The sequence below is a fragment of the Terribacillus aidingensis genome, assembly GCF_900215625.1.
GTDB lineage: Bacteria > Bacillota > Bacilli > Bacillales > Amphibacillaceae > Terribacillus > Terribacillus aidingensis.
Genome location: NZ_OBEK01000001.1, coordinates 420,176 through 437,120 on the forward strand (window position 1 = coordinate 420,176; position 16,945 = coordinate 437,120).

General features: G+C 42.9%; 14 protein-coding genes. 8 read left to right on the forward strand and 6 right to left on the reverse strand.

The window, feature by feature from the left end:
• Positions 1-123: 123 nt before the first annotated feature.
• The 4 genes from CRO17_RS02040 to CRO17_RS02055 all read left to right on the forward strand — a co-directional run bounded on the left by CRO17_RS02040 (position 124) and on the right by CRO17_RS02055 (position 5,449).
• Positions 124-1,305 (forward strand): NupC/NupG family nucleoside CNT transporter, encoded by a 1,182-nt coding sequence (locus CRO17_RS02040; protein WP_097038793.1) that lies wholly within the window; start codon positions 124-126, stop codon positions 1,303-1,305.
• A gap of 148 nt (positions 1,306-1,453) precedes the next feature.
• Positions 1,454-2,263 carry a VOC family protein gene (locus tag CRO17_RS02045; RefSeq protein ID WP_097038794.1) on the forward strand — a complete coding sequence of 270 codons (810 nt, stop codon included), beginning with the start codon at positions 1,454-1,456 and terminating at the stop codon, positions 2,261-2,263.
• 94 nt (positions 2,264-2,357) lie between these two features.
• Positions 2,358-3,572, forward strand: a complete 1,215-nt coding sequence (locus CRO17_RS02050) for a hypothetical protein (RefSeq protein WP_097038795.1) — start codon at positions 2,358-2,360, stop codon at positions 3,570-3,572.
• 86 nt (positions 3,573-3,658) lie between these two features.
• Positions 3,659-5,449 carry a solute:sodium symporter family transporter gene (locus CRO17_RS02055; RefSeq protein ID WP_097038796.1) on the forward strand — a complete coding sequence of 597 codons (1,791 nt, stop codon included), beginning with the start codon at positions 3,659-3,661 and terminating at the stop codon, positions 5,447-5,449.
• A 144-nt stretch (positions 5,450-5,593) separates the two neighbouring features.
• Here CRO17_RS02055 and CRO17_RS02060 read toward each other — a convergent pair whose 3' ends face one another.
• The 3 genes from CRO17_RS02060 to CRO17_RS02070 form a co-directional block, all read right to left on the reverse strand.
• Positions 5,594-6,586, reverse strand: a complete 993-nt coding sequence (locus CRO17_RS02060) for a glycosyltransferase family 2 protein (RefSeq protein ID WP_097038797.1) — start codon at positions 6,584-6,586, stop codon at positions 5,594-5,596.
• On the reverse strand, positions 6,583-8,292 hold the full coding sequence (locus CRO17_RS02065) for a DUF6044 family protein (RefSeq protein ID WP_425444384.1): 1,710 nt from the start codon (positions 8,290-8,292) through the stop codon (positions 6,583-6,585). The genes CRO17_RS02060 and CRO17_RS02065 overlap by 4 nt, the downstream gene beginning before the upstream one ends.
• 67 nt (positions 8,293-8,359) lie before the next feature.
• Positions 8,360-10,714, reverse strand: a complete 2,355-nt coding sequence (locus CRO17_RS02070; RefSeq protein ID WP_097038798.1) for a putative bifunctional diguanylate cyclase/phosphodiesterase — start codon at positions 10,712-10,714, stop codon at positions 8,360-8,362.
• Positions 10,715-10,826: 112 nt separating this feature from the next.
• Between CRO17_RS02070 and purT the strand changes: the two genes are divergently transcribed.
• The 3 genes from purT to CRO17_RS02085 all read left to right on the forward strand — a co-directional run bounded on the left by purT (position 10,827) and on the right by CRO17_RS02085 (position 13,775).
• The gene (gene purT, locus CRO17_RS02075) at positions 10,827-11,990 is read left to right on the forward strand and encodes a formate-dependent phosphoribosylglycinamide formyltransferase (protein ID WP_097038799.1); all 1,164 of its coding nucleotides are present in this window, start codon (positions 10,827-10,829) and stop codon (positions 11,988-11,990) included.
• The gene (locus CRO17_RS02080) at positions 11,987-12,328 is read left to right on the forward strand and encodes an avidin-fold protein (protein ID WP_097038800.1); all 342 of its coding nucleotides are present in this window, start codon (positions 11,987-11,989) and stop codon (positions 12,326-12,328) included. Before purT ends, CRO17_RS02080 begins: the two co-directional genes overlap by 4 nt.
• A 64-nt stretch (positions 12,329-12,392) precedes the next feature.
• Positions 12,393-13,775 (forward strand): VWA domain-containing protein, encoded by a 1,383-nt coding sequence (locus CRO17_RS02085; protein ID WP_097038801.1) that lies wholly within the window; start codon positions 12,393-12,395, stop codon positions 13,773-13,775.
• Between the two features lie 40 nt (positions 13,776-13,815).
• Here CRO17_RS02085 and CRO17_RS02090 read toward each other — a convergent pair whose 3' ends face one another.
• On the reverse strand, positions 13,816-14,484 hold the full coding sequence (locus CRO17_RS02090) for a DUF4396 domain-containing protein (protein ID WP_097038802.1): 669 nt from the start codon (positions 14,482-14,484) through the stop codon (positions 13,816-13,818).
• Positions 14,485-14,678: 194 nt separating this feature from the next.
• Between CRO17_RS02090 and CRO17_RS02095 the strand changes: the two genes are divergently transcribed.
• Complete coding sequence (locus tag CRO17_RS02095; protein ID WP_097038803.1) at positions 14,679-16,004, forward strand: MFS transporter; 1,326 nt, start codon at positions 14,679-14,681, stop codon at positions 16,002-16,004.
• Here CRO17_RS02095 and CRO17_RS02100 read toward each other — a convergent pair.
• Together CRO17_RS02100 and CRO17_RS17405 are read right to left on the reverse strand one after the other, a co-directional pair.
• Positions 16,001-16,354: a hypothetical protein gene (locus CRO17_RS02100; RefSeq protein ID WP_097038804.1), complete on the reverse strand. Its 354-nt coding sequence runs from the start codon at positions 16,352-16,354 to the stop codon at positions 16,001-16,003. The genes CRO17_RS02095 and CRO17_RS02100 overlap by 4 nt on opposite strands.
• A gap of 219 nt (positions 16,355-16,573) precedes the next feature.
• Positions 16,574-16,723, reverse strand: a complete 150-nt coding sequence (locus CRO17_RS17405) for a hypothetical protein (protein ID WP_179636775.1) — start codon at positions 16,721-16,723, stop codon at positions 16,574-16,576.
• Between the last annotated feature and the right edge of the window lie 222 nt (positions 16,724-16,945).

A 16,945-nucleotide genomic window follows, 5' to 3' on the forward strand; every position in this document is an offset into this window, starting at 1 on the left:
TTATATGATGCTACGTATTGACTAATTAATATGGCATAATAGGACTCGTTGTGAAAAAAATGTTTTACTTTGATGAGTAATGTCGTCTAAAGCTTACAGCGAAAGGCGCGAAAGGGGAGCATCATGAGTTACATTATCGGTATCATTGGTTTATTCGTGTTTATGGGATTAGCATGGATTGCTAGTTCAAATAGAAAAATGGTGAAGATTCGCCCGATTATTATCATGCTTGTGCTGCAGCTTGTATTCGGTTACATCCTCTTGAATACAGGAGCAGGAAACGTGTTTGTAGGAAGTATATCTAAAGGATTTAACCAGCTGCTCGTTTATGCAGCAGAAGGAATCACCTTTGTTTTTGGCGGACTTGTGAATCCTGAAGAATCTACTTTCTTCATGAATGTGCTGCTTCCAATTGTTTTCATTTCAGCGTTAATCGGTATTCTGCAATACTGGCGCATTCTGCCTTTCCTTATTAAGTATATCGGAATTGCACTTAGTAAGGTGAACGGACTGGGGAAGCTCGAGTCTTATAACGCAGTGGCATCAGCAGTACTTGGACAATCCGAAGTATTTATATCTCTGAAAAAACAGCTTGGCTTACTGCCGCGTCATCGTTTGTACACACTTTGTGCATCTGCAATGTCTACTGTGTCGATGTCGATTGTCGGCTCTTATATGACAATGCTTGAACCACGTTATGTTGTAACAGCGCTTGTATTGAACTTATTTGGCGGATTTATCATTGCCTTACTTATTAATCCGTATGATGTAGATCCAGAACAAGACATGATTGAAGAAGAAAAAGGTGAAAAACAATCCTTCTTCGAAATGCTTGGTGAATATATTATGGATGGTTTCAAAGTCGCTGTAGTCGTTGCAGCAATGCTAATCGGTTTTGTTGCTTTAATTGCCATGATTAACGGCGTTTTCGATGCTGTATTCGGTATCAACTTCCAAGAGTTGCTTGGATACGTCTTTGCACCATTTGCCTTCTTAATGGGTGTTCCTTGGTCACAAGCAATTGATGCAGGAAGCATTATGGCAACAAAAATGGTATCAAATGAATTTGTCGCAATGCAGACATTAGATAGCGGCGTTTATCAGTTAAGCGATCGCGTTACTGCAATTGTTTCTGTATTCCTCGTTTCCTTCGCGAATTTCTCTTCTATCGGTATTATTGCCGGAGCGGTAAAAGGTTTGAACGAGAAACAAGGAAATACAGTAGCGAAGTTCGGTTTGAAACTTCTATACGGCGCAACGCTTGTCAGCTTTTTATCTGCAACAATCGTCGGTTTGTTGTATTGAAATGGAAAAGAACATCACGGAAACGTGGTGTTCTTTTTTGTTACTTGACGTTGATGGCTTTCTAAAATATACTTACTTACATTAAGTAAGTGATTGAGGGGGAGCTTTTATCTTTTATCAACAACCGCCGCAAACCTATGTTGGCCAAGTGAAATTACGTGTAACAGATCTCAATCGATCTATCGACTATTATACAAAAGTAATCGGCTTACAAGTAATGGAAGAGGAAAACGGAAAAGCTGCGCTTGGTTCAGGTACTGATATTTTGTTATATCTTGAAGAGGGCAAAGACCTAAAGCAGAAGCCAGATCGGCATGCTGGTTTATATCATTTTGCATTGCTGCTGCCATCAAGAAAAAATTTGGCAGATGTAGTTAAATTCTATGTGCTGCACCGGGTAGCATTCGGAGCGTCAGATCATGGCGTTAGTGAAGCAATATATCTAAATGACCCTGATGGAAATGGCATCGAAATATACGCAGATAAGACAGACACAAGCTGGAAGTGGGTAAACGGGGAGATCCAAATGACAACCGATCCGCTTGATGGGGAGGATTTGCTGAAAGAATCTTCCGATGCGGAATGGACAGGTCTTCCGGCAGGTACTGTGATTGGTCATATTCACTTGTATGTGCGGCATATCGGTGAAGCAGCAGCGTTCTATAATAATGTATTAGGCTTCGAGACGGTTGTTTCAAGCTATCCAGGTGCTTTATTTGTCTCCACGGGTCGTTATCATCATCATATCGGACTCAATACGTGGCATGGATCAAATGCGCCTTCTATTAGTATAGATGAAGCTGGCATGGATTGGTTTACGATCGTCTACCCAAATGAGGACACTCGTAGGATAGCAATAGAAAAGGCAAAAGCGGCGGGTTTGGAAGTGAAACAGGAACATAACAGGTACTCACTCCAGGATCCGGTTGGTTCTACGGTAAAACTTACAGTACAGTAAAATGAAAAGGCGCACGACAGCACCGGCTGTTGTGCGCCTTTTTATTTTTGTGCCATAATGTTAGCAATAAAGCAGAAGATAAAGGAGTTAACTTATGAAAGACCTAATAGATAATTTAAAACAATTTCTTCCTCCTTTCATACAGGTTGAGGAAGCAGGGAACATGCTGCTTCTTTTAACAGAGAATAGAGAACAGTGCGGCATCGTTGACTTGGATAGTGAGGGCCAGTTAATTGGATTCGATTTGAGTGTGGAGCTGCCAGCAGCAGAAGGAACTGAACCGGAATTGGCGGCAAGCCAGTTTGCATCAGCTTTCTATCCGGAAGCGAACCAGACGGTCCAGATAGAGGCATACGAGGATTACACAGTTATTCGGTTGGCTGAATCTGATTCCAAGTACCAATTGCCAATTCCAAGTGCTGGGCTGACCGCAGAAGTGCATCGTTCTGGCTATATCACGGCAGCACAATTATACAAGCATACGTATACTCTGCTTGATAGTAAGAAGCCAGTGTCCGTCTCAGCTGCCATGGAGAATTTGCTTGAGGAGTCACCAATTGTCCTGACAGTGGCAGACGGGGCTGCTGCTTATCAGCTTTACGACCAAGCAATTGGTGTGCGTGCGGATGGAACTGTGCTGTACAGCGAATTGCCGCCTGTTTTGATGGATATAGAAGAACCGGAAGTGAGTGGAGATTGGGCGGCCTTAATGGGACTGAATGAGTTATTTGTTAACTATTACCAAGAAGAAGGTTTGCAGCTGTGGGCAGAGAAAGAGCTGGTTGAAGCGCATAGCATAGAAGATATACCAGATCAGGTTGCTGTTCGTAAAAATGAGGAAGTTATTTTCTATTCAGGCTCTACGCCGTGGCAGAAAGGCGAATTGTTAACGAAAGAGGAACTGCAGCTGCAAGCATTGCGATTTTTATCACTTGTTGCTGAGGGAGAGAAACCGTGGGGCCAATGGAAGTTGGCTGGTGCAGAAATGGCTGCCGATGCGGCAATTGAGGACGAATTAGAGCCAACCTATATTTTTCAATTTCAGTATGTATGGAACGGTTATTCCATCGATGCGGTTGCGGCAAGCATTCATGTAGGTATGTATACAGGGCTTATTAGAGAGTGCATCATCGACAGATTACCTCGTGCTATAACAGATGTGAACATACTGCTTCCTGTTGAGCATGCAAAAGAACAGATTCGTGATGCGCTGCAGCTGCAGTTAGCTTGGATAGCGTTACAAGATGAGAATACTTATGAGCTGGTGTATGTTCGAGCAGCATCAGATGAAGTGAAAATAAATTTATAAAAACAGGTTTCCCAATGCCGGAAAACGGTTACTTAATAGATGCCTAGATAGTTTCCAGGTTAATCTTCTACATAAAGGGTGATCAAATGTTCAGTATTGGTGAAATTATCTTTATCCTGGCAACTTGTGCTATCTTCATGGCATTAGTGGCAGGGGTATCATATTACATGACAAAGGGAAATGTCGGTACAGCTGATGAATACTTCTTAGCTGGACGCGGTTTAACTGGTGTGTTCATTGCTGGATCGCTCGTGTTAACCAACCTGTCGGCCGAGCAGCTGATTGGTTTAAACGGCCAGAGCTTTGCAAATGACATGTCAGGGATGGCGTGGGAAGTAACAGCTGGGCTGGCTGCCATCATCATGGCTATTTTCCTGCTGCCGAAATTTCTGGGGATTGGTATTTCGACAGTACCGGAATTTCTGAGCAAGCGTTATGATGAAACAGTCCGTCGTATGACAGTCATTCTTTTCCTTCTAGGCTATATGTGTGTAACTATCCCCTCTATGCTCTATTCAGGTGGTGTAGCCGTCCTTCAATTATTTGATCTTCCTGAACTCCTTAATATTACATATACGCAGGCATTGTGGCTGACAATCTGGTTCGTAGGTATTATTGGAGCAATTTATGCTATTTTCGGCGGATTACGTGCTGTTGCAGTATCCGATACGCTGAATGGAATTGGACTTGTTATCATCGGTTTTCTTGTTCCGATACTTGGCTTTATCATGCTGGGCGATGGGAGCCTGGTTCAAGGAATGAAGCATATTGTCCATAATAGTCCGGAGAAACTGAATGCCATCGGCAGCAGTGATGATAATGTGCCTTTCTTTTCTATCTTTACAGGGATCATATTTGCTAACTTGTTCTACTGGGCGCTGAATCAATACGTTATCCAGCGTGCGTTAGGTGCAAAGAATCTCGCAGAAGGACAAAAGGGAGTCCTGTTCACTGGTTATCTGAAACTGCTAGTACCAATTTTTATGCTGCTTCCCGGTCTGATTGCCTTCCATATGTACGGTGATTCTATTAGAGATAGTGATTTGAGTTATCCGACATTAGTAAGTGACGTGCTGCCGATTTGGATGCTTGGATTCTTCCTTGCCGTACTATTTGGCGCAGTATTGAGCAGTTTCAACTCGATACTTAACAGTGTGGCAACGCTGCTTGTACTGGACATTTACAAGCCAGTCTTCAATCCGGAAGCCTCTGACGATAAACTCATCAAGGTCAGCAAGATACTCGGCATCCTGATTGCGCTCGTATCCTTCTTTGTTGCACCATTCCTGATGTATGCACCTAATGGATTATGGAATTTAATCCGACAATTTACAGGATTCTTTAATATTCCAATTCTTGTCATTGTTTTAATGGGCATGCTTTTCAAGCGAATTCCTTCTATGGCTGCCAAAGTGGTTATTGGATTCCATGTTCTCGCATATTACATGATGGTCTGGGGATTCCGACAGATTTTCGATTGGGATCCAGGAATCAATTATATCCATGTTTACGGCATCTTGCTGGGAATCGAAGTGGTCTTTATGCTAATTATGGCAAAAGCGAAACCACTTCAAACAATTAAACCGGTCTTTTACGCTGAAAATGGGGAAGATCATCTAGTCCCTTGGAAGCATGCTATTCCTGCTTCCATCACACTAATCATGGCAATCTTATTCGTGTACGTTGTCTTCTCTCCAATTGGATTGGCTTATGAGAATGCTGCAGTGTCGAACTGGTTCTGGCCGTCAGTTGCTGTCCTGGTTGTGGCTACTATTATTCTCTATATTGTTTCCCTAAAGTTTTGGCATAAAAAATACAGCAATTATGTAGAAAAGCAGACAGAAGCCGCGAGAGAATCGCGGATTAGCGAAGATTAACAAGAATAGAAAGCAAAAAAGCCACTCAAAAGAGTGGCTTTTTGCATGCTGCTGAGCACACAGCAGCAAACAAACAGAAATATTTGGGGGTATCCTGTTTGTAAGATATTCTAACAGAAAAGCTGACCTAATGCAAAATAATTGTTAAGTCTTTGTAAATTTCGATGTGCCTATTGGATGTATTTGCTCCAATTTAGAATCGATTGAATACAGAGGGCGTTTTTTTACTTCTGCAAAAATAGTACCAATATATTCACCAATAATCCCGATAGCCATTAGTTGGAGCCCCCCAAGAAGCCAGATAGAGATAATTAAAGATGTCCAGCCTGCATCGGGATCACCGAATAACTTCTGAAAAGCAGCATAACAAGCAGCGAGCATACTGACTAAAAACAGCGTGAAGCCAATTGCGGCTATCAATCGAATTGGTGCGACACTGAAAGACGTAATCCCTTCAAATGCAAAGCTAAGCATTTTCTTGAGCGGGTATTTTGTTTCGCCGGCCAGTCGCCGTTTTCTTTCATAGGGAACGATATCGGATTTGAATCCGATCTGCGGAATGATGCCGCGCAGAAATAGCTTAGATTCCCCATAACGGCTTAGCTCATCTAGCGCCCGCTTGTTCAGCAGCCGGTAGTCAGCATGATTTGAGATTAACCGGATGCCAAGCGTATCCATGAACCTATAGAAGAGGGCGGCTGTATTCCGCTTAAAACTAGTATCCGAGGTTCGATCATTCCGGACTCCGTAAACAATTTCAAATCCTTCAAGATAACGCAATACAAATGTCCGGATAACGGAAATATCATCTTGCAGATCAGCATCCAGTGTGATGACACAGTCTGAATAATGCTTGGCATGCATCATCCCGGCAAGAAGTGCCCGCTGGTGGCCAGCGTTAGCCGCAAGCTTGATTCCGGTAACAAGCCGGTTGGCTAGGTGTTCGATTTTAATCAGCTGCCACGTATGATCCTTGCTGCCGTCATCTACGAAGAGCATCGTGCTCGCTGGAGAGATGAGCTGTTCTACCATTAGGGAAGCCAATGTAGAACTAAGCTTCGCGCAAGTATCAGTCAAAATTGCTTCTTCGTTATAGCAAGGAATTACTAAAGTTAGTACAGGTAATGAAGAAGTCAATGCATTCCCTCCTTTGATTGCACCCGATACAGATGGATGCGCCAAGCTGAATCAGGATGATCGAAACTCCGCTCGAATTTCAGGTGGTTGGCTGCAGCATTCTCAATCGGAACGGAAGATAGGATAAAGTTACCGCCTAGCTCATGTAATGCTCGTGTGTTTAATTCAAGGTTCTGGATAGTCTTGCTAGTATGCTTACGGAAGTCATAATGCTTTCCTAATTCCGCAGAAAAGACATATAAGCGGCTGCCCCATTCATCAAAATAACGTTTTAGCTGTTTGTCTTTTGCAAGTTCATCAGCAATTACTTCACGGAATTGGTGCTTGTACGCGAGCGGAATAATGTTATTGTATGTATCTACTGTATAAAACCCGTTATACTGCGCAATGGCAGGATGCAGGCCAATACTAGCTACCTTATAGGAGTTTTGCGGCATTCCTATATAATCGCGTATCTCTTGAAACTGATCGACGGCATAAAATTCTCCAACTGAAGGAGTTTGCTTATAATAGCGGTAAACAATCTCTTCATTTGATAAAGCCAATACGACTAGCTGAAGGCAAAGAAATACATAAACTAATCCGCGTATACTCCGTCTGCCAAGCTGCCATAACAAATAACAAGCTAAGCCGAAACTAACGTAGATAACGAGTGGGCGCAGGAAATGGAAGCGAGCAAAATTGAATGCAGATAACAAATCGAGATGTTCTTTAGGCAACTTCCATATCTTGTTGAACCAAAGAGCATACCAAAAGGATAGCAGCAGGTTTAATCCTGTCAGGCCAAGATAAATATACATTGGTCTCGTTCGTCTTTTTGTGAAAAGAACGAGCAGCAGCGTAATTGCGAGCACAGGAAGGATGACAAGCGTATGAAGCGTCATCACATGATTGTGTCCTAGCAAAAAGTTTTTCTGAAACAAACGAAGTGTCTGGGAAAACTCTTGTCTGGAAGAGACAAACTCAACCCGGTGCATCGTCTCGGACCCTGCGATTATCGTGTAGACGAGTCGATAATCCGTCGCGAGAAAGACAGCTGTCATCCATACAATGCTGAATAAGAAGACAAAATTGAAACGACGATAACGAATGACATCCACTAGCCAGACGATTCCCATTAAAGCGAGGAAAAAGAAAAAGCCAAGTACGAAACTCGCATAGAAGGGAAGCAATGTAATAGCGATCCAATGTTTCCAGGTTGCTTTCTGAGCACGTATAGACAGGAAAGCCCACAGCGCTAACGGATGTCCCATTGTACTGAGCATTCCTGACGGCCAGAAAGGTGTAAGCGCAAAAGCAAGCGATACGAGAGCAACAATCCAATGTGCTTTTTCATTCCGTATTATGTGCGTACGAAGCAGCAAATACATACCTAGAAATGCAATCAGTCTTGTAAGCAGCTGGCTGATGCCATAAGCCGTCATTGTCGGAAACCAGGTGTGCAGCCAAACGATGAGCGTCCATTCTGTACCAAGAGCGTCTCTTGGCAAACCGCCGATTATCTGAGGGATAACGGCATGAACTCCGCCAAATAACTGGCCGCTTTCAGCGAGTACCTTATACCATGCTAAGTTAGAGTCAAGATTATCGTGGACGCGGATATGAGCTTGATCTCCAAGTAAAAACAGGGGGGAGACAAAGATAAGTATCGCTGCCATACAAAGCAGGATTGCTTTTCTGTTTGCATATGTCCGCACAAATTCCACTCCTCTTAGGGTATTGGCTATTAGTATGCGGGAACAAGCAAATGCTTATACAAAAATACCCGAAGGCTTAATGCCCAGCGGGTATTTGTTCAATATAGGAAGCTTCGAAGTCAGCTTGCGGGAGCGGCTTGGAAAATAGATAGCCTTGCACCTCTGTGCAGCCAAGCGAACGGATCTTTTGAAGCTGTTCTTCCGTTTCGACTCCTTCAGCAATAGTGTGAAGCTGTAAGTTATCAGCCAATGATTGAATAGCGGCAACAATCGTCTGGTTGTGCTGGATATGCTGGATAAACGTTTGATCAATTTTGAGAATATCAACTTTGAGTTTATCCAAATAACTCAAGGAGCTGTAGCCGGTACCAAAATCATCAATACTAATTCGGACACCTGTCTCCCGCAGCTGCTGCAAAATCATATTAATTTTCGTTTCATTTTGCATGACAACACGTTCGGTAATCTCAAGTTCCAGTAAACAGCCTGAAATATTGTAATGCTGCAGCCGGTCACAGAAGAAGGCGGAGAAATCATCCTGCAGGAAAGTACTGACTGATACGTTAATGGAAATACGGGGAATTGCACTCTCTGCTGCATGATCCCAATCTGCCAAACAAGCCATAACACGTTCAATGACACTTCGTTCTATTTCAACAATTAGGCCGCTCTCTTCGGCGATGGGAATAAAGACATTTGGCGGTATAAATCCTCGCTCCGGGTGGTTCCAGCGTAGCAGCACTTCAGCACCTGTTATGTTTCGTTTGAAACTATGAAACTTCGGCTGAAAGTACAAGTCGAATGCTTGCGTTTCAATCGCTTTCTGTAATTCGTGTTCAATCTCAAAACGAAGTACTTGTTTTTCTGCCATTTCTTGCTGAAAGACTGTATAGCTATTGCCGCCATTTTCTTTTGTTTGGTACATCGCGATATCGGCATATTTATATAGATTATCCATATCCTCTGCATCTGCCGGATAGGAAGCAATTCCAATACTAGCCTGCAAAACGAGTTCGTATTCTTGGATACGCATTGGCTGCTGGAATTTCTTAACGATTGATTGCGCGATTTGAGTAGCCGGCTTTCCCGGAATGATCAGCAGGAATTCATCACCGCCGACCCGGTGGACAGTGCCGCTGCCATCAAGAATTCTTGTCAGTCGATCGGCCGTTTCCATTAGAACTTCATCGCCAAAGGAATGTCCAAAAATATCATTTATACGTTTGAAAAGGTCATAATCAATGAGCATTATACTGAACGGCTTGTGCTTCTTTGTATATCGCTGCATGGTCTGCTGCATTAAGCGGCGATTCGGCAGTCTGGTTAAATCATCATGGTAAGCAAGAAATTGAATTTGTTTCGCAGTTTCTTTTGTTTGAGAAGTATCGTTCATTACTAGAAAGTAACCGACAACCTGCTTCCTAATAATTGTTGGTATACCGGTGACATGCACATCAATTTGCTCACCTGAACGCTGGACGAGCTTGGTATCCCATTGCTGCGGGCTGCCGCTTTTGAGAAGTGCAAGGTTCTTCTGAAAGGTTTCCTTATCAGGAAACAAAGATGCGGCATCCAAGCATGGAATAGAATCGTTATCAAAGCCCGTTAAATGCGCACTTTTCTTGTTTGCATGCTGAATTGTATTGTCTGCTTCGACAGCGAATACGGCATAAGGGTTGTCATCAAATAAGGATTGATAGAGCTGATGCATCGTCAGCAACGTCCGATTCCTGTAAAACAGTGGTATAACGGTTAGGAATATATTGATAAACAAAACGATACCTACAGGCAGCAGAAATAGCAGCCTTTCATCTTCAGCAGATGGAGATGAAACAAAGGCAGCGAAAATACTGTAACCTAACCCGACAATACCGACACCGGTCATGAAGCTGCCTGCTAACAAAGTGAATTTACTCCATTTTATTTGCCTTCTATGTGTATACATGTTCAAAAATCGGAACATAGAGAAGACGGTGGATTGTGTCAGTGCAATCGTGACAATTACTTCGGCTGGATTGATATGAATCCGATCTGCATACAAGGCGAACGGTGTGAATATATGGAGCGCATAGATAATGAAGGCTAATAAAATACTGAGCAGCAAGTTATATTGTGTATTTTCAATTGGAATCCGAATCATTCGCAATGTGATCGCGCCGCCCATCGTGCTTACGAGGAAAATGCTGAGAAAAAACAGCGCTGAAGCCTGCTTTAGTTGATTGGCGTCAATTGATAAGATAAATAAGAAGGTTGCCAATGTACCGCTCACACCTGCCAAGGAAGACACCATGACTACCTTTCGGGCAGTTACTACTGTCCGCATCATATGCTGACTCACATATAACACGACCGAAGTAAGGACACTCAGCAGCAGAACGCTGAAAATAGTATAGATAAGGTGGATACCAGGAATGTCGATAAACGAGAACACATTTTTCCTCCTAGAATTACAGTTGCGGATTACCTGTTTTGTACAGACATGGTAACATAAGCATATCAGATAAAGTCGAATTATGGCTGCAAAATTTTCAGGAGGCGATCAGATGTTTCAAACGAAAAAAATGCTCTTGCTTGGATCTGGAGAATTAGGAAAAGAAGTTGTAATGGAAGCACAGCGGCTCGGACTTGAGACGATTGCAGTGGACCGATACGACGGAGCACCAGCAATGGCTGTTGCTGATCGAAGTTATGTGATCGATATGCTGGATGCCAGTAAGCTAAGACAAATCCTCGAATGGGAAAAAGCAGATTTTATCGTTCCGGAAATTGAAGCTATCGCTACAGATGAATTAATGGAGTTAGAGAAAGAAGGATACCATGTCGTGCCGACGGCCAAAGCAGCACAATTGACGATGGACCGAGAAGGTATTCGCCGATTTGCTGCGGAAACATTAGATGTGCCAACTGCTGCCTACCAATTTGCTGATACATATGAAGAATTCCAAGCAGCAGTAGAAGAAATCGGGTTTCCATGTGTTATTAAACCGTTGATGAGTTCATCAGGCAAAGGACAGAGCGTTTGCCGCAGCAAAGAAGATATCGAGAAAAGCTGGCAAATGGCGATGGAAGGGGGCAGAGTGCAGAAACCGCGTGTCATTGTGGAAGAATTTATTCATTTTGATGCAGAAATCACACTGTTAACAGTTAGAGCTGTGAACGGAACTTACTTCTGTGCACCGATTGGGCATGAGCAGGAGAATGGCGACTATATAGCTTCCTGGCAGCCGCATCCGCTGACAGATTCACAGCTGGAAGAGGCGCAGGAAATAGCTGAACGGGTGACAGCAGGACTAGGTGGATATGGGTTGTTTGGCGTAGAGCTCTTTCTTGCTGATGACAAAGTATACTTTAGTGAAGTTTCGCCGCGGCCGCATGATACAGGTATGGTGACAATGGCGACACAACAGCTGTCTCAATTTGCTTTGCATATTCGCGCAATTATGGGATTACCAATCACAGAGATAAAATTGATGCAGCCTGGTGCCACAAGCCCATTGAAGGCGGAAGCAGCATTTGATTCCTACCATATTTCCGGAATGGTGGAAGCGCTGCAAGAGCAAGAAACGCAACTTCGGGTGTTCCGCAAACCGACCACAACTGTCGGTCGTCGTGTAGCAGTTGTATTATCAGCTGCCGACACAGTTGAGGAAGCGAAAGAACGCGCGGAGCGGGCAAGGAAGCGGCTAAGAGTGGAGAGTGAAAAATGAATTATCATAATCTGACATTCCGAGCTGTTGCTAATTCGGACAACGGAGAAGTATCCAGTCAAACGACTTTTCATTACCGACAGGATGGTCAAATCCTTACCGCGGCCTATAGAGGTGGTTCAATCTTGGAAGGGAGATTAATCGGTTTGGTAGAGTCAGATGGTAAACTCCGATTTCGTTATCATCATATTAATGAACAAGGTGAACTGCGCAGCGGGCAATGCTTGTCGACGCCGGAGATTTTGCCGGACGGCCGAATTCGATTACATGAGCAGTGGGAATGGATGTATGATGACGAGTCGCGCGGACATTCGATTGTAGAGCAAGTGGCTGAGTAAACAGTCAACTACTGCCTGCTTTTAATGCGGGTTTGCGAGGACAGAGAGGTGAGGAGTCGTGCCGATGAAAAAAAGAGTTGTGTATTTGATCTTGGGCATCATTTGTTTTTTAGCTGGGTGCAGTACGAATAGTGCATCGGATGAACCATCAAATACTGAGAAAGTGGGTAAAGAAACGGAGACAAAGACAGTTGATATGGATACACTCAGCAATTTGAGCACGGAAGGCACATTGCCAGATCTGAAGAAGCAGCCAGCCGGCCGTGTTACTGCATCTATTTCTGAAGATACAGCAGATGCAGATAAGGGAGTATCTGAGGATGCCGTTGATGCAGCGATACCGTACTTGAAAGACGTGATAAAGGAAGATAATAATCCAGATATTTTACATAGAGCTCTGATTGCTTCTCTGGGAAGTCCTTCTTATAAAGAAACAATTGAAGCAGCTGAAGCATTGAACCCTTCCTTTGAGGATCCTTATTTGCCGCGGCCAGAAGCAGCAAATAAGGAAGCAGATCCTGCAGTTGAGAATAGTATCATTTTGCTGGATGCCAGCTCAAGTATGCTGCTGGAAGTAGATGGGGAGCAGAAAATGCGGATAGCGAAAGATGCGGTGGAAAGTTTTGCGAAGACGCTTGGAAGTTCCAGTAATATCTCACTGATAGTATACGGCCATAAAGGATCGGAATCAGATTCGGATATGGAATTATCTTGTAAAGGCATTGAAGAAGTGTACCCCTCCGGTGCTTATGATGCAGAGAAGTTTACAGAAGCAGCAGATGCAATTGACGCAACAGGGTGGACGCCGCTCGCAGGTGCAATAGAATTTGCAGCTGAGAAAAGCAGTTCCTTAGAAGGAGCAACAGCAATTTATATTGTAAGTGATGGTAAAGATACGTGCGGCGGAGATCCCATTAAGGCGGCGGAGCAGGCAGCAAGCGAGGAATCAGGGATTGTAAATGTTATTGGTTTTAATGTCGACGAAGAATCCGAAGACCAGCTGGCTAAAGTAGCAGAAGCAGGAACAGGCGAATATTACAGCGCGAATAGTGCAGAAGATTTGCAGACAACAATCGAATATGAATGGCTGCCATCCACAATTGACCTTGTGTGGGCGCCGGTTAATATTCCGCCGAATAGCTGGGAAGTACTTGATGAATATAAACGGCAGCGCAAAGAGCTCGACAAGGTAGCGAATATCATGCGAAATGAAGAGGAGCGGTATGAAGCTGCGCTTGCCAAACTGACAGAAGATGAGATTATTTCTGAAAAGCTGCAGGATGAAGTAACGCAATTAATCCAAGAACGCTTTAATGCCGCTCGGGAAGAACTAAGCGAGTTGGAGCAGAATAAAATTGATGGGGTAGATGCACGTCAGAAAGAGATTCGGGAAGAAGTCGAGATTTGGGTGGAAGAGATGAAAAAGCTAAAAGAGAAATCTGCATAAAAAGAAACGGAAACAATATCAACATTGTTTCCGTTTCTTTTTACATACTGTGCTTTATACCTTTACGCACCATAATCCAATTGACTGGATAGCTTGTGACAAAGCCGATAATCATAGCGATCTGCATCATAAACCAGAAGAGGAAGCTGTTTGGGTGCAAACCGTTGAAGATGAGGGTGTGTGCAACGTACATAAAACCAAACATACCTATTTCAAATGCAATTAAAGAAAGCGCATCTGTCTTGACTGCATCCGAAATATGACTGTCTTTTTTCTTGTTCATTCCCATACCGAAGTATTGAAAAAGAATACCAAATAGGAAGGCAAGGATAAACTCCACTGCATAATCCGCATACAGCGTACTTCCCGCAATTGTAAACCCTGTCCAAAATACGATTGGAGCGCCAATCATGTCACCTAATGCACAACCGCCGCTGCAGTGCGTTGTGGAAACAAATACTTGCTGCCAAAATGGCTTGTCAGCATGATGCATGTCGCCATCCATATCCTGCCCTTTTGCCATACTATCTTCACGGCCAATTTTATAATAAGCCCAAATACCGATAAACGGAAAGTAAACACCAATTAAGGGCCAAACGATATACATAATTTTCATCATCTGACGATGTGTGCGGAAATCAAACAGTATGAGCATTGCTTGGAGTACGCCTATTAAGATAACAATCACTGCGATAGACTGTAAGTACATTTATATCACCCTTATAAGAATTAATCTCTTACTAATCTACCCGTCTTACTTCCTTTAGAAACGACCGGCAAAGAGGGCAGGTAAGCAGTTTATAGAGACACAGCAAGTTCCGGGTGGAAGAGCTGTTAATTTTTTGTAAAATAACACTTGGGTGTTCTAGCTTACGGTATAGTGGAAGAAAAAGGAGGATTCTCATGGAAGGTAAACGAGATGTGCAGTCAGCAAAGCGAGCTGGCGGACTTGGTTTTCTGCTTTCGCTTCCAATTTTATCTTGGGCGTTATACGATTTTGCCAATACAATCTTTTCTTCTAATATTACAACCGTCTTTTTTCCCTTCTATGTGACGGACGCAATCGGAAATACAGAGGAAATGCAGCAGCTCGGCAATACATTAATAGCCTATGCGAATGCATTAGCCAGTTTCTTTCTGGTCATCTTCTCACCTTTGTTCGGCGTTTGGATAGATCAAACAGGACGCAAGCAGCGCTATATTGTACGGTTTGCAGGAATCTCAATTGTCTGCACAATTTTTATGGGCGTGTTTGCGGGCTGGGAATCAGATAGACTGCTGTTCGGACTGCCAATTCCGTTTATAGCCACTGTGCTGGTTTTTGTACTGGCTAAATTTTTCTATAACAGCAGTCTTGTATTTTATGATGCGAAGATAAGTGATTTGGTACCGAGGGAACGATTATCGACTTTATCTGGGTTTGGAGTAGCGGTAGGGTATATTGGTACACTTGTCGGACTGCTCGTTTATTTTCTGATGGATTATGGCTACGCATATGTATTCTTGGCCACGGCCGGGCTGTACCTCATTTTCAGCTTACCTTTATTTTTTTTCCTCAAAGACAAGCAGCCAAAACAGAAATGTACTCGGGTTAGTATATGGAGAGGTTACAAAGAAATCATTACTACATTTAAAGAAATCAGCAAACACCGCTCGATATTCCGTTTCATGATGGCTTATTTCTTTGTCAATGATGCAATTGCTACGACGATAGCGGTTATGAGTGTATATGCAGTTTCTGTAGTTGGTTTCAGTTCGGGTCAATTTATCTTGCTTTATCTTGTATCTACAGTAACTGCAATTATTGGTTCGTTCTGTTTTGGACAAATTGCAAATAAAATTGGTGCACATCGATCGTTTTCAGTCGTTGCCTTAGTAATGATTATTGCTTTAACAATTGGTGCATTGGCAACTGCGCAGTGGATGTTTTGGATTGCTGGAGGACTTTTCGGAATTGCTCTGGGATCTATTTGGGTAACATCAAGAACACTTATTGTGGATTTGTCTCCGGCAGAGAAGCAAGGGCAGTTTTTTGGGTTGTTTGCCTTTTCGGGGAAGGTGTCGTCCATTATAGGACCTGTCATTTATGGAAGTATTACGCTGGTGCTGAAGGATTTTGGGGACCTGGCAAGCAGACTGGCTCTTACCTCACTTATATTACTTACCATCATAGGCTTAGTCGTACACGTAACGACAAAGCAGCGTACAGATTGGACGGAGGCGCGTTAACGCGCCTTCCATTCATCTAGTGAGTCTACGAAAGCGCCAGAAAAATGGACGCTTCTAGCAATATTAAAAAGCTGAACCTTCGCTAGGATGGAAATTGGATTGATGATGACAATGTTCTTGAATCCGAGCTCGTCATATAATTCGAAAGCATCCGCAATCTTATAAACCAAATCCTGTTTTACCACATCTAAATTGCTAACATCGACGATTAGGTCATAGTCGGTAGCTTGAACCAATCCGAATGCCTCATATAGCTTTTCCATGAAAGCTTCGGATTCATCATTCTTAAAGAAACCCTCTGCCGTAATAAGAAGGACCTTCTTTTTGTCATCAATCTCAAATTTATACATACTTTATTACTCCCCAAACGTCATTCCTTAACGGGACTTAGCGTACTAGCTTTGCTGATTTATGTCAATTAACCAAGCAGCCTCTGTTATGCCATGATTATATAGCATACTCAGTTAAAAATATAGGTATATTATACCAGTTATTTTCAACTAAATGCTTCTAGCGCTGATATTCTCTAGATTAGCGAGGCTAGTTCATTTGCTTGTTTATAGTAAATTTTAAGCATCCTGCTTTAAGGTATAAAGTTCTTCTATAACCTCTTTTACACGTTCTTTTCCTTCCTTGCCTTGATCATTCTGCTGGTGTCCAATTGTCTCAGCGAATGTTTTTGCCCACATCTCCTCACCATAGGGAGTAAATTCAATCATTGCTCATGATGCCTCAGCTGCTGCTAAAACTGCTTTGTTATCTAGAGCTTGGGTTGATTCTTTTATCATGTTTTCCATTCATTATCTCCCTCCTGTTTATAAGAATATAAGTAGTTCTTCTATATTGTTTAGTAATATTTTTCAAGTTAGATAAGAAATATTACCCAAAATAGAAAGAAAAAAAACATCTAATGGTAAATAAAGAATAAAGCGTATCCTAGT